The 13222-nt window shown below is 29.3% G+C and carries 14 protein-coding genes; 7 read left to right on the top strand and 7 right to left on the bottom strand.

The window, feature by feature from the left end; translation table 11 throughout:
- The first annotated feature begins 65 nt into the window (after positions 1 to 65).
- Positions 66 to 836 (top strand): hypothetical protein, encoded by a 771-nt coding sequence (locus HN587_04235; GenBank protein MBT7903051.1) that lies wholly within the window; start codon positions 66 to 68, stop codon positions 834 to 836.
- Between the two features lie 221 nt (positions 837 to 1057).
- Positions 1058 to 1180, top strand: a complete 123-nt coding sequence (locus HN587_04230; GenBank protein ID MBT7903050.1) for a zinc-ribbon domain-containing protein — start codon at positions 1058 to 1060, stop codon at positions 1178 to 1180.
- Between the two features lie 262 nt (positions 1181 to 1442).
- Here HN587_04230 and HN587_04225 read toward each other — a convergent pair whose 3' ends face one another.
- The 5 genes from HN587_04225 to HN587_04205 form a co-directional block, all read right to left on the bottom strand.
- On the bottom strand, positions 1443 to 2159 hold the full coding sequence (locus HN587_04225) for a 50S ribosomal protein L11 (GenBank protein MBT7903049.1): 717 nt from the start codon (positions 2157 to 2159) through the stop codon (positions 1443 to 1445).
- 30 nt (positions 2160 to 2189) lie between these two features.
- Positions 2190 to 2660, bottom strand: coding sequence for a transcription elongation factor Spt5 (locus HN587_04220; protein ID MBT7903048.1), 471 nt, complete (start codon positions 2658 to 2660; stop codon positions 2190 to 2192).
- 10 nt (positions 2661 to 2670) lie between these two features.
- On the bottom strand, positions 2671 to 2856 hold the full coding sequence (locus HN587_04215; protein MBT7903047.1) for a protein translocase SEC61 complex subunit gamma: 186 nt from the start codon (positions 2854 to 2856) through the stop codon (positions 2671 to 2673).
- A gap of 347 nt (positions 2857 to 3203) precedes the next feature.
- Positions 3204 to 4325 carry a cell division protein FtsZ gene (gene ftsZ / locus HN587_04210; protein ID MBT7903046.1) on the bottom strand — a complete coding sequence of 374 codons (1122 nt, stop codon included), beginning with the start codon at positions 4323 to 4325 and terminating at the stop codon, positions 3204 to 3206.
- A gap of 169 nt (positions 4326 to 4494) precedes the next feature.
- Positions 4495 to 5175 carry a peptidylprolyl isomerase gene (locus HN587_04205; protein ID MBT7903045.1) on the bottom strand — a complete coding sequence of 227 codons (681 nt, stop codon included), beginning with the start codon at positions 5173 to 5175 and terminating at the stop codon, positions 4495 to 4497.
- Between the two features lie 179 nt (positions 5176 to 5354).
- Here HN587_04205 and HN587_04200 point away from each other — a divergent pair, with 179 nt between their 5' ends.
- Positions 5355 to 6296, top strand: coding sequence for a hypothetical protein (locus HN587_04200; protein MBT7903044.1), 942 nt, complete (start codon positions 5355 to 5357; stop codon positions 6294 to 6296).
- 58 nt (positions 6297 to 6354) lie between these two features.
- Here the strand turns inward: HN587_04200 and HN587_04195 are convergent, their stop codons facing one another.
- Complete coding sequence (locus HN587_04195) at positions 6355 to 6894, bottom strand: AAA family ATPase (GenBank protein ID MBT7903043.1); 540 nt, start codon at positions 6892 to 6894, stop codon at positions 6355 to 6357.
- Between the two features lie 224 nt (positions 6895 to 7118).
- On the opposite strand from HN587_04195, the gene HN587_04190 reads away from it, so the two are divergent.
- From HN587_04190 to mnmH, 3 genes are read left to right on the top strand one after another with little or no spacing between them, the layout of a single operon-like run.
- A complete protein-coding gene (locus HN587_04190) occupies positions 7119 to 7415 on the top strand; it encodes a hypothetical protein (protein MBT7903042.1) in 297 nt (98 codons plus the stop codon).
- Positions 7416 to 7457: 42 nt separating this feature from the next.
- Positions 7458 to 9155, top strand: a complete 1698-nt coding sequence (gene argS, locus HN587_04185; GenBank protein MBT7903041.1) for an arginine--tRNA ligase — start codon at positions 7458 to 7460, stop codon at positions 9153 to 9155.
- 28 nt (positions 9156 to 9183) lie between these two features.
- Complete coding sequence (gene mnmH, locus HN587_04180) at positions 9184 to 10281, top strand: tRNA 2-selenouridine(34) synthase MnmH (protein MBT7903040.1); 1098 nt, start codon at positions 9184 to 9186, stop codon at positions 10279 to 10281.
- Between the two features lie 65 nt (positions 10282 to 10346).
- Here the strand turns inward: mnmH and glmS are convergent, their stop codons facing one another.
- Positions 10347 to 12095 (bottom strand): glutamine--fructose-6-phosphate transaminase (isomerizing), encoded by a 1749-nt coding sequence (glmS, locus tag HN587_04175; GenBank protein MBT7903039.1) that lies wholly within the window; start codon positions 12093 to 12095, stop codon positions 10347 to 10349.
- Positions 12096 to 12279: 184 nt separating this feature from the next.
- On the opposite strand from glmS, the gene HN587_04170 reads away from it, so the two are divergent.
- Positions 12280 to 13191, top strand: a complete 912-nt coding sequence (locus HN587_04170; protein ID MBT7903038.1) for an S-layer protein — start codon at positions 12280 to 12282, stop codon at positions 13189 to 13191.
- Positions 13192 to 13222: the final 31 nt, after the last annotated feature.

The following is a 13222-nucleotide window of genomic DNA, read 5'->3' as shown; positions in this document are numbered from 1 at the left end:
TTGAGTAATATTTTCTATAATCTTTTTAAAAACATTTATAAACAAAATAATCCTGATTTAATATAATGGAAACATTTGAAGCAATAGAAAAGAGACGTACTTGTAGAAAATATCTTAATTCTCCAATTGAATGGGAAAAAGTTGGTAATATTTTATTGGCAGGTTCTATGGCTCCGTCTGCAGGAAATTTGCAAGATTGGAAATTTATTGTAGTTACTAATAAACAAAAAAGAAGAGCGGTTGCTGAAGCTTGCATGAAACAATTTTGGATGGAAGAAGCACCAGTTCATATTATTATTTGTGCGGAACCTAAAAAATCAGAAAGATTTTATGGTATACGTGGAGAAAAATTATATTCAATACAAAATATTGCGGCAGCATCAGAAAATATGATTGTTGCAGCAACTGATCAAGGACTTTCAACTGCATGGGTTGGGGCTTTTGATGAAGATAAAATAACCAAACTTTTGAATATTCCCAAATATGCACGACCTCAAGTTATTCTAACAATAGGATATTCGGGTGAAGGAGTACACGCAAAAAAACCAGGTAAATATCGTTTAGTTGATATGGTATTTTTAGATGGTTGGGGAGGTAAAATTTCTAATGTTGATTTAGTTTTACAAGAATGGAGCGAAGTTGTTAGAAAACAAATTATAACTGCTAAAGAAGTATTAGAAGAAGAAGGAAAGTCACTCGGATCTGAACTATTCAAAAAGAGTAAGCAAAAATTCAAAGAACTTAAAGAGAAAGCAAAAGCCAAAACTGAATCTGTGGATGTTGATTCTTTAGAATCTGAGTCTATGAGTTCAGATGGGGCTAAGCCTAAAAGGTAAAATTAGTGCGATAAAAGCATAAATACTCATATTCTATAGATAATGAGTTGTTTCAAGTTAGTATGTTTTTGTATCATTAAATATTGAGTTTTGTTTTTAAAACAATACAAACTTTTAAAAACATAGAAGTCTAGTATTTTGGTTATTCAACTGAATTTGATTTATTAATAAAAAATAATTAAATATCAGATATTATTTGAAAAATAGAGGTTAATTTAAAAATGCCAACACAAAAAGAGGATCCAAAAGAATGTCCCTTTTGCGGTATTGATGTTTCAGATGTGGATGCGTACTGTGCTGAATGTGGTACTGATCTTAAAGAAAGCGATGAATACAATTATTAAACTATCAAGCAATATTTATTTTAGTTTATTTATTTTGTTTTCAAGTTATTTCTAATTATTATATTTGTATTGATGCAAATTTGTTTGATTAACAAAGTTGATTAATTGTATTACTGATGATGTTAGCATCTAATCTAGTGTAAACTAATAAATTTTAGATAAGTGAGTTTTTTTTTAGAATTAAGTTATTATAATAAAAAAATAAGAAATAATGAAAAAATTTTAATTTAAAAAATTTTTAATTAGCATAAATATTTGCTAATTATTTTTTCTTAGCTTTAGCATCTTCGTCAGGTAAATTTTCCTTAATTATAGGGTCAGGAATTAATGATTCTTTCATTTTAGCTTCAATTTCCTTATTAGATTTACCTTTCATAGTTGCTAAAATATTTTTAGCTTTAAGTGTATATTCAGCACGCTTGTTTTTAATGTCGTCTTGAAGTTGTTTTTGTTCTTCTTCGTACTCTTTTTGTTCTTCAACACTTAAATCAGTTTTTTCTTCTTTGATTTCTTTATCAAATTTTCCACTATTAACTAATTCAATTGCTTCTTGAGCTCTAACTCCTTCAACATAAACTCCCATACTACGACAAGTACCAAGAATTTCTTTCATTTTTTCTTTAAGATCTTTTCCAAGAAGTGCATCTTCTTTCATTTTAGCAATTTTAATGACCTGTTCAATTCTAAGATCTGCAACTTGCTCAACTTTAGGATTGGATGCTGCTTTTTTAATTCCACATTCTTGTTTAACAAGTGCGGACGCTGGAGGAGTACCAATTGTGATTGTGTACTCTTTAGTATCTTTATCAATATTAACTTTTACTGGAACTTGCATTCCTTTAAAGCTAGCTGTCTTTTTGTTAATGTCTGCAACAACTTGCCCAATATTAACACCCATAGGTCCCAAAGCTGGTCCTAGTGGAGGAGCAGCTGTAGCTTTACCACCTTCAATTAAAATTTCTACAGTCTCTTTAGCCATTTTCTATCCTCATTATTTATGATCTATATTTTATTCATCTGACTCTCTTCTGATAACTTTAATTGCATCAGTTTTAAGAGTAATTGGAATTGGAACTGCTGCTTCAATAAGTTCTACTACTACTTCTTCTTTAGACTCATCAATTCTTGTAATTTTTGCAGTTTCACGTTTGAACGGTCCTGAGATAATTTCAACAATATCATGTTTTTTGATATTTAGATCTCTTTTAACTTGTTCAAGCATGTGTTCAATTTCAGCATAATTAATTTCTTTTGGTAATATTCCTCTAGCATATGGAATGTTATGTGCTGCTTGTTCCGCATCAGTTTTGCTTCTAGCTTCTACAAAGACATATCCTCTCATACCGTGAGGTCTTATAATTGAGTAAACTTCTAATTTTTTCTTACTGCAGTTAGCAGAAACGAAGTCCATTACTTGATCTTCACGATTTGCAGTAGTTCTTAAAGCGAAAATTAGTGTTTGCATTTCAGTATCAGACATTTTGTACCCCTTAAAACAATAATTGTTTAACTATAACAATGATAAACCCAATAAGGCCAATAAGAATCATTCCAAGACCAGAAACCTTTACGATGGTTTTAAATTCCTCTTTACCTGGTTTTTTAGTGATTTTAAGCACTCTACGATTCTCTTTTAAAAATTCTTTGATTTTTGGACCCCAATCCTTAATTGCCATAGTAAACCTCAATGATAAATTGTTTAAAGTATTATATTTATCTTTATTATTATATTATGATGATTAACTGATTTTTTTATAAGGGTTTTTATTTTTTTCCCTTTTTAAACCTTTTTTTCAGATATTTTGATCTAGTTTTTAAATGTTTGGGCCAGAAAAAAGGATTTGTAGCCTATTTTATCAAATTAAGATCAAAAAGAGCAAATTTTGATTAATTGGTGTTTAAATGTTTGAAATTCAGAGTTAATAACTAAAATTTAGATTTATTAATTAAATAAGATAATAAATAAAAAAAATTAATGAATTATTAGATTTTTGTTTGAATTCTGAGTGTGGTTTGTTTTGGTTTAATCCACAAATTCAATTCCTAATTCATTTTCAATTTCTTTACGCTTTTTAGATGAAATACTTCTACCAGGTCCAAAAATTTGATTTGACTTAACTCCTGTAATAATAAGCATTGCTCTTACAATATCTTTTAAGTCGTCATAAATTTGAGCTCCCCAAATAATCTTAGCATTTTCATCAAGTTTTTCAGAAATTTCTTCAACAATCTTTCTTGCTTCATCAAGAGTCATGTCAGGTCCGCCTTGGATGTTAATCAAAGCACCATTAGCGCCACCAATATCAACATCTAGTAGTGGATTAGTAATTGCTTTTTGAACAGCTTCTACTGCTCTATTTTCAGTATCAGATTCTCCAACACCAATTAATGCAACTCCTCCATTACCCATGATTGCTCGAATGTCTGCGAAGTCTAAGTTAACAAGACCCGTTCGTGTAACAAGTTCTGCAATTCCTTTAACTGCGTTTGTCAGAATTTCATCTGCAACTTTAAATGCTGTTTTTAAAGGCAGGTCTGGAGCTAACTCAATTAATTTGTCGTTAGGAATAACAATTAATGTATCCACAATGTTTTCAAGTTTTTCTAAACCAATAACTGCGTTTTCATATCTTCGTTGCCCTTCCATTGAGAATGGCATTGTGACAATTGCAACAGTTAAGATTCCTAATTTTTTTGCAATTTCTGCAATAACGGGAGCTGAACCTGTACCAGTTCCTCCTCCAAGACCGCAAGTTACAAAAACCATATCTGAACCAGAAACTAATTTTTTGATTTCAGATTCATTTTCTTTGGCTGCTTCTTCACCCAGTTTTGGTTGAGATCCTGCACCCAGTCCTGCAGTAACTTCTTTTCCTACAAGAAGTTTTTTATCTGCTGTAGTATAAAGTAGATCTTGAGCATCTGTGTTAATCGCAATTGTTTCGGCACCATGAATACCAACTTCACTCATACGATTAATCGTGTTGTTTCCACCGCCACCGCATCCAATTACTTTGATACGTGCAGGTTGTTTTTTTATAAATTCCTCTAACTCATCATCAACACTATTTTTGATTGAGGATTCTTTTCTAATTTGAGAATTTTCAGGATTCCTTTGCGTTACTTCACGAATAAAACTATCCACTTACCCCACCCCCTTTAGGAAGTTAATATACATTGCCTCTTTTTCATTCAAAAATGATTTTCTTGAAGTTTATAAAATTTGTTAAATTGCTTTTTATACTAGAAAAAAGCATTTAAAAAATATATAAATGAAATATTATTTTAAAAAATTTTAATTAAATAATTTATTTTTATTTAGATTCTGTTACTTTATTAATTTTAAACTCAATTTCTTTAATTTCTGGAATTAATTCAATAATTTTATTTTTTTGTTCAGTTAAAAATTCTTGTGGAATTTCTTTTGTAAGCGTTATTTCTGCTTTTGAATCTGTAATTGAAACTTGAATTTGGTTCTCTTTAGCGCTTAAAATTAAAGCTAAGTAACCTTTAACTTTTTCTTTTGGATCTGTAATTTTTTTTAGAATTTTATATTTGTAAAATACTTCCTTCCCTGATAAGGGATGATTAAAATCTACGACAACTCTGCCACCACTAACACTTCTAATAGTTGCCATCATGCCATCAATGTTCAATTGCAGTCCGGGCATAGGATTTATTTGTTGAGACTTAAATTTACTCGCGGGCATGAGTTTAAGAAGTTTAGAGTCTTTTTTACCAAATGCATTTTCTGCTTTAATTGTAATTTGTGATTCTTGATTTTCATCTGCGCCATCTAAAACTTCATCTAATCCAGGAATTACTTGTTTTTGACCAATACAAATTTTAACTGGGCCATAAATCATTTTAGGATTATAAGTTCCAGCATTCTTTGATTCTTCTTCACTAGTACTGTCAAAAACTAAACCACCTTCTTTGATGCTTCCAGTATATTCAATCTCCACGAAATCTCCTTTTTTCACTTTTTCACTCATATTGAATCCCTCATAAACTTAATTAAATAGTATTTAGTAATAAGAATATTATTGTAATTAAATTTATGGTATCTTATAAACGTTTTGGAAAGAAATTATGATCAGTTTAGAAATAAAAATATTTTCGTTTAATTGAGTGGTCAATAACCTTTAAATAAAGTTCTGAGTTAAATTTTTTTATGGATCCATTTGATGCGTTTACGCCAGGAGTTTTTAGACATAGTCGTTCTCGAAAATATTATCATGGAGTTCAGGTTGTTTTAAATCCTGACTTGAGAATTGCCAATTTAGATGGGGGTTATTCTCGTTATGCGCATATGGGACCTATTTCTGCATTATTATATGGGAGGTCAGATTTAATTCTTTGGCAAAGAAAAAAAGAGCTTAATGGTATTAGCGGTGATGAATTTAAATCTAATTTGAAAGGCTTTTTAGGAGAGCGGGTTTTATCAATTATGATGCAATATGCATTAGGTGAAGTTGTTAATGTGCAACAACAATTAGGTGCTGAATCTGCTGAAATTAAAAAAGGAGTAATTTCTGAATTAAAAAAAGGAAGAGGAAGAGGTTATGTTTGTAGGTCTAATGGTCAATTTATTTTAAAACATAATGGTCCAACATCATTTGTTATTTTGAGAAGTAATGGTTCTAGTCCTGCAGAATTTTATTTGCAAGAATCATATAGTGTTCAAACAACAGAACTTGATGGGCTTGCATATCTCCATGTTGAAAATCAAAAGTATTTATTAATTGGGGAGGCATCTGCAAAAGCTCGTTTTAGAATTAATGCGTGGGATAATGAGCATTCTACTGGGACTGCAATTGAAAGAGTTTTTCGTCCATTACAAGAATTATTTCCTCAACATAAACTGGTTTATTTTGTTTTAGCATATCCTCAAACGTTATTTGATTTTAGACATAAACCTCCTATGATAAAACCCAAACCTTTAGAAATTTTTTCGCAATTAGAAGACGTGGGAGTTCAAACTGTTTTTGCACCCATTCCTCAAACAAGTCCATCTCTTGATGAGTTAGCTGATACTATAATTAAACGAGAATTGGGTCAAGTTAAATCGAGGGATAGTCAAGTTAAATCAAGGTCTAGAAAACGCAGGAGATGAGTATTGCAGTTCGTAATTATTTATTGTTGTTCATACTTATAGTTATTGTTGGTTGTAATTATTTTTGTTGTTTAATAAAATTTAATATTTTTTCAACAACTTGTTCTGGGGATATTTTTGTTGTGTCAATTACCAAATCATAGTTTGATTTAGTGTAATAGTCGATATTATAAAATTCTTTAAATCTTTTAACTTCTGATTCTTTTCTTTTTTTTATGTTTTCTAATGTTTCGTTAATGCTGGTATTATATTTTTTTTCATTGCGATTTGCTTCAAAAATTCTTCTAGCAGCTTCGTTATCGGTAACATCTAAGAAAATTTTTATTGAATGGGGGATGAAAAACCAACCGATGCGCGCATCAATAATGAAATTATCTTCTGTTTTTCCCAAATTTATTTGTCTATCATCAAGTTCTTTGTCAATAGTTTTATCAGTTTCTGCTTGTTGATTTAAACCTAAAATTGTTAGATTTCTTTTTGTTGCAATTTCTCGCATGAAGTCTCCAGTAGAATAATGATTGAGATTAAGTTTTTTTGCAATGAGTTTTGCAACTGTGGATTTTCCAGATCCTAGTGCTCCGGTTATTGTTATAATCATAATATTTGAAAGAAATGTTTTAATTTATAAATGTTGGTTGTTTTTTTTAGGTGTATATTATTTTGTACACTAGTTTTGATATCCTTCGATTAATTAGTTTGATTTATGATTATTTAGGCAAAAACTTAATAAATACTCTAGAATTAGTTTAGTTTATTAGATTGATATTATAATTTATTAATAATTGATTCAAATTTGTTTAATTTAAAAAAGAGGTAAATAAGATGGATCCATCAGGAATTTTTGGTGCAATGTTTGAGCCGTTAACAAGAACTATAGGACTTTTTACTAAAGTACTAAGTGGGTTAATTGGGGGAATCTTTGGAGTATACTTAATTTTGTTATATTTAAGATTTAAAGAATATAAACAACTTACTCAATTACTTGTGGAAATTAAACATGAATTAAAACAAGTAAATGATAAAATGCAATCTCCTAATCATCAAATTCATTCAACACATCCTGCGCACCAAACACATTCTGCTGCGCACGTACCAAAACATACAAAGAAAAAACAATAATTTAAAAATTTAATTTTATTTTAATTAAGACTAGTGATTCAAATGGACTTATTCAAACAAGAGATACAGAAAATATTGAAACAAAATGAGATTTGCGTAGAATTAAGTTTAATAGAAATACCTCCTGATACTAAACTGGGTGATTATGCAGTTCCATGTTTTTCTTTGGCTGCAAAATTTAAAAAAGCACCACAAGCTATTTCAGAAGAATTAGTTAAAAAAATTAATCTTGAAAAAAATGAATTATTATCTAGTGTGAAAAATGTCGGGCCATATTTAAATTTCTTCGTTAATAAAACTCAACTTATAAATTCATTAATTAAAAAAATACAGGATCAAAAAGAAAATTTTGGTACTGGAAATTTATCAAGTAAAATTTTAGTTGAGAGTCCTGGACCAAATACCAATAAACCTCTACATTTGGGACATTTAAGAAATGTATTCTTGGGTGCGAGTATTATTAATATTTTAAAAAAATCAGGAAATTCTGTTACTCACGTAGATATTGTTAATGATCGTGGAATTCATATTTGTAAATCTATGCTTGCATATCAAAAATTTGGGAACAATCAAGAACCAGATGTTAAAACAGATCATTTTGTTGGGAAATATTATGTTTTGTATTCCCAAAAATTAAAAGAAATGCCTGAACTTGAAGAGGAAGCAAGAGAAATGCTAAGAAAATGGGAAGCTGGCGATCCGGAAGTTAGAGCATTATGGGCAAAAATGAAAAAATGGTCATTAGATGGAATGAATCAAACTTACGCGAGATTAAATTTTGTTGCAGAAAAATCATATTTTGAAAGCGATCAATACGAGCGAGGAAAACAGATTGTGATTGAAGGGTTTGAAAATGGCTTGTTTACTAAAAATTCCGACGGTTGCATTATTATTGATTTAACCAAAGAGGGATATGGTGAAAAAGTACTATTAAGAGCAGATGGAACGTCTGTTTACGTAACTCAAGATATTTCTACTGCAAAAGCAAGATATGAAGATTATGATATGGATAAAATAATTTATGTTGTTGCAACCGAACAAAATTATCATTTTAAAGTTTTATTTGAAGTTCTTGAAAAAATTGGGTTTAAATTTGCAAAAAATTTGTATCATATGGCATATGGGATGGTTAATTTACCTGATGGTAAGATGAAATCTCGAGAAGGAACAGTAGTTGATGCAGATGAATTACTTGATCAATTAGAACAGATGGCTCGAACTGAAATTGTTAAGCGACATAAAGAATTAAGTGAAGAAGAAATTAATTCTCGCGCCATAAAAATTGCTCAAGGAGCTTTGCGATTTTTTATACTAAAAATTGATTCACATAAAGACATGGTATATGATCCGAAAGAATCAATAAGTTTTGAAGGAGAAACTGGGCCTTATGTTCAATATGCATACGCACGATGTTGTTCTATTTTGCGAAAATATGATTGTGCGGTTGAAACTGATATTGATTATTCCCTTTTAGAATCAGAGTCTGCATTTAATTTGGTAAAACAATTAGGCACATTTCCTCAAGTAATACTCGATGCTGCAAAAAGTCATAAACCTAGTATGATGGCGCAGTTTTTGATACAATTGTCACAAATGTTTAATGAGTTTTATCATAAATGTCAAGTGATTAGTGATGATAAAAAATTAACTGCTGCAAGAATCCGTTTAGTTGAATCAACAAAAATAATATTAAAAGAAGGATTACATCTGTTAGCTATTGAAGCGCCAGAAGAAATGTAATCTTGAGTGAAGAGTTTATTTCTTTATTATGCATTTTTTTAAAATAAATAAAAAATTTAAAACAATTAAAGCAAGTTTTGTTTTTGAGGTTAAAAAACAAGATGATTATGTTTTAGTTGATGTAAGGAGTCCCTCTGAATGGGAATTAGATAGAATTCCAGGATCAATAAACATACCTATTTTAGATGATTTGGAACGTGCAGAAGTTGGCACAATATTTACTAAAAGTGGACTTAATCTTGCTATTGAGAAAGGACTTGAATTTGTAGAACCTAAATTGGATGATTTGTTATTAACTTTTTCTAAATTTAAACAAAAAAAAATAATTATTTATTGTTGGAGAGGAGGTCTTCGTTCAAAATCAGTTGTACAATTTCTTGAAATGAATGGATTTGATGTTTTTCAATTAGAAAAAGGAGTTAAGGCATATCGTCATTTTGTAAGAAAAAAAATTAGTTCTTATAAGTTGAAACCCAGACTTATCATTATTTATGGGATGGGATTGAGTGGGAAAACTGAATTGTTAAACAAAACTAATCTCCATATGATTGATTTAGAAGGCATTGCTCAACATAGAAGTAGTGTTTATGGTGCACTCGGTTTTAAACCAAGATCTCAAAAATTATTTGAAGCAATATTTCTTGACAAAATTGAAGAATTAAAAGATGTGGATTATATTTTAGTTGAAGGAGAAAGTAAGCGTATTGGGCGAGTTGTAATTCCTGATTTTTTTTATGCACTATTTAAATCTGGAGTTCAAATAAGACTTGATGCGTCTCTTGACAGACGAGCTCAAAGATTTTTAGATGATTATTGTGACAATAAAAATAAAATTAATGAATTTGTTGAAATTACTAAAAATTCCCAGTTATTTGTAAAAATAATGGGTAAAAATAAAGTTTTAGAAATAATTTCTTTAATTTCTTCGTATGAACCTGATAAAATTACTGCCGGATTGAAAATTTTATTAAAAGATTATTATGATATCAAATATGAACATTTTTTTAAGGATAAAAACTTTGATTTGGTATTGTTTGAGGATGATGTATTGATTGCGTTACAAAAAATAGAAAAACATGTTTCGGTTTTAAGATTAAAAAAAGAAGATAATAAAAAATTTAAATAATACAAAAATTAATAATTTAAAATAATATGTTGCTTTTTTATTTTTATTGATTGTTTAGTTGGTTTTTATTTTACTGTTACACTTTTTGCAAGATTTCTTGGTTTATCTGGATTGAATCCTTTTTTAATCGCAAGATTGTATGCAATCATTTGCAATGGAATAATTGTAGTTATTTCTTGAAATTTAGTTTTTGGAATTTCTATGAATTCATCAAATGCATTGTTTGGTTTGTCACTAATTCCAATAATTTTTCCACCTCTGCTTTTTATTTCAAGTGCATTTGAAATTGTTTCTGCAAATTTCTCATCTGTTGGGGCTATAACTATTACGGGAACTCCTTTTTCAATTAATGCAAGCGTTCCATGTTTAAGTTCTCCTGCAGCCATTCCTTCAGAATGAATATAAGAAATTTCTTTGATTTTTAGCGCGCCTTCAAGAGCAGTAACTAAATTTTTCCCTCTACCAATAAGATAAATATCTTGTGCGGCGACTAATTTTTCACTAATAATTTTGAGTTGTTTTTTTTGCTTTGAAATTATTTGGGCTATTATTTCTTGTTGCTTGATTATTTGTGTTTGGAAATCAAGAGGATTTTCACAAATTAGTAATTCGATTGCTGCAATCATTCCTGTGTATGCTTTTGTTGATGCAACGCCAATTTCAGGTCCTTGATTGAGGTATATAACTTCATCACTAAATCTAGTTATTGTTGATTGCACTACATTAGTTATTGTGATTACTTTGCACTTTTTTTCTTTTTTAATATTTTTTAGGACTTCTAAAAGATCTGCAGTTTCGCCACTCTGAGAAAAAGTAACAATAACATCATCTTTTGTTAGCGTTTTATATTGTTCAAACTCTGATGCAATTATTGATTCTGCAATAATTCCTTTTGAGAGTAACTTATTTTTTAGAACAAGTCCTGCATGATATGCAGTTCCACAACCAATTATTAAAACTCTTCTTGCGTTTTTTAGTAGTTGTTTAATATTATTAATTGTGGTATTTGAATTTTGAAAAACATTTTTTAAATTTTTTGATTGTTCATGAATTTCTTTTAACATAAAATGATTAAAATCATTTTTTTCAGCGGTTTTTTGTTGCCATTCTATATTATTTATATTTCGTTGAATAACTTCTCCATTATTGGTTATTGTGTAAGTTTTATTATTGATCTCGACGAAATCATTGTCTTCTAAAGTTATTACTTGATTTGTGTGGCGTAAAAATCCTATTGGATCTGAAGCAAAATATATTCCAGTATCAGATATCCCTAATTTTAACGGTGCATCTTTACAAGCTAAAAAAATGTTGTTGGGATTTATTTCATTAACTACTGCAATTGCATAAGCACCTTTAATTAAATCTAATGATTGTTGAATTGCTTGTTTGACATTTTGACATTGGTTATATTTTTCTTCTATTAATTTTGCTATTACTTCTGTGTCTGTATCTCCATAAAATTCGAATCCTTTTTTGTTAAGATTTGATTTAATTTCTTCGAAATTTTCAATTATTCCATTGTGGACAATTATAAATTTTTTATTTGAACTTAGGTGTGGGTGTGCATTTTTTTTACAAACTGGTCCATGTGTCGCCCATCTTGTATGACCTATACCTGTGTTACCAGTTATGTTTGAAATTAAACTTTTATTTTCAGTTATGGATCCAATAAATTTTTGAGTTTGAATATGTAAATCGTTTTCTATTGCAAATCCAAAAGAATCATATCCTCTATATTCTAATTTTTGTAAACCTTCTATTATTATTGGGAGTGCAGCTTCTTCGCCCATATACCCTATTATTCCGCACATTTCTATCACCGTTAGTTATTTTTATTTTTTGTTGTTGTGTTTGTGTTGTGTTTGTGTTGTGTTTTGTTTGTTATGTTGATTTTTTTGTGAAGTGTTTGTTTGAGAAAGTTTTATATATAAGTGTTATTAAAATAGTCTTTGTATTGCTAAAAAAATATTTTTAGTGGTTTTGTTAGGGGGTTGTATGTTTTTAGTGAATCAAAAGAAAGAAATGTTGTATTCTCTTCCTGTTAAGGAAATAAGTATTGAAGGTGCTAAAAATATCTCTCAATTAGCTTTAGATATAATGAAAACTATTGCGATCACTCCTTTGTATCCTGCACAAATTGCAAAAAAATTAAAACAGCATGAACAGAAAATATATTATCATATCAGAAAGCTCGAACAAAATGGTTTTGTTAAGGTTGTTTTTGAAGAAAATAAACAAGGGGCTACTGCAAGATATTATCAATTATCTGAACCTGCATTTGTTTTGAGATTTAAAGAATTTGATGAAACTCAAAAATTTTCTAAAATTAGTAGTGATGCACATTCTTTTTTAGAACCATTTATCGTTGATGGTAAACTTGATGCGTTAATTATTGTTGGAAGTCCTGATCCGCATGGTCCTGATAAAGCTAGGAGTAGAGATGGATATTATGGGATGGATTTAGCATTATTTTTAGGAACATTTCTAAATTATGTGCCTGGTTATAATGTTAAATTAGATACTGAAACGCGCGAAGTTGATTTAAAACAAAATTTAATAATTATTGGCGGTCCAATAGTCAATAAAACTATGGCTAAATTTAATGATTATTTGCCAGTTCGGTTTAAAGAAAAGGTAGTTTTTTCAAAAATATCTAAAAAAGAATATGTTAGTGATGAAACGGGAATTATTGTGAAATGTGATAATCCATTTGCTAATGATAAAAAAATATTGGTTGTTGCTGGAAAAAGATACTCTGGAACTCGCGCTGCAATAATCGCTTTTTTGAAAAATTTTAAAGAAGTGCGTGCAGGCAATATTTACAAACGTAAAATTTTAGCAAAAGTAGTTGAAGGTGTAGATTTAGATAGTGATGGAATAGTTGATGACATAGAATTTTTAGAATAATTAAATTCTTGTTTGTTTTTTGTATTTTATT

The organism is Candidatus Woesearchaeota archaeon (genome assembly GCA_018675335.1).
Classification (GTDB): domain Archaea; phylum Nanobdellota; class Nanobdellia; order Woesearchaeales; family UBA11576; genus JABJCP01.
This window is presented reverse-complemented; position numbering and strand designations above follow the sequence as displayed.

What these genes read in the sequence shown, in the direction of transcription:
- HN587_04215 (MBT7903047.1), bottom strand. Translation starts at nt 2,856, where the DNA reads ATGGCAATTAAGGATTGGGGTCCAAAAATCAAAGAATTTTTAAAAGAG.
- glmS (MBT7903039.1), bottom strand. Translation starts at nt 12,095, where the DNA reads ATGTGCGGAATAATAGGGTATATGGGCGAAGAAGCTGCACTCCCAATA.
- HN587_04170 (MBT7903038.1), top strand. Translation starts at nt 12,280, where the DNA reads ATGTTTTTAGTGAATCAAAAGAAAGAAATGTTGTATTCTCTTCCTGTT.
- argS (MBT7903041.1), top strand. Translation starts at nt 7,458, where the DNA reads ATGGACTTATTCAAACAAGAGATACAGAAAATATTGAAACAAAATGAG.
- HN587_04235 (MBT7903051.1), top strand. Translation starts at nt 66, where the DNA reads ATGGAAACATTTGAAGCAATAGAAAAGAGACGTACTTGTAGAAAATAT.
- HN587_04205 (MBT7903045.1), bottom strand. Translation starts at nt 5,175, where the DNA reads ATGAGTGAAAAAGTGAAAAAAGGAGATTTCGTGGAGATTGAATATACT.
- HN587_04220 (MBT7903048.1), bottom strand. Translation starts at nt 2,660, where the DNA reads ATGTCTGATACTGAAATGCAAACACTAATTTTCGCTTTAAGAACTACT.
- HN587_04225 (MBT7903049.1), bottom strand. Translation starts at nt 2,159, where the DNA reads ATGGCTAAAGAGACTGTAGAAATTTTAATTGAAGGTGGTAAAGCTACA.
- HN587_04190 (MBT7903042.1), top strand. Translation starts at nt 7,119, where the DNA reads ATGGATCCATCAGGAATTTTTGGTGCAATGTTTGAGCCGTTAACAAGA.
- HN587_04195 (MBT7903043.1), bottom strand. Translation starts at nt 6,894, where the DNA reads ATGATTATAACAATAACCGGAGCACTAGGATCTGGAAAATCCACAGTT.
- HN587_04200 (MBT7903044.1), top strand. Translation starts at nt 5,355, where the DNA reads ATGGATCCATTTGATGCGTTTACGCCAGGAGTTTTTAGACATAGTCGT.
- HN587_04230 (MBT7903050.1), top strand. Translation starts at nt 1,058, where the DNA reads ATGCCAACACAAAAAGAGGATCCAAAAGAATGTCCCTTTTGCGGTATT.
- mnmH (MBT7903040.1), top strand. Translation starts at nt 9,184, where the DNA reads ATGCATTTTTTTAAAATAAATAAAAAATTTAAAACAATTAAAGCAAGT.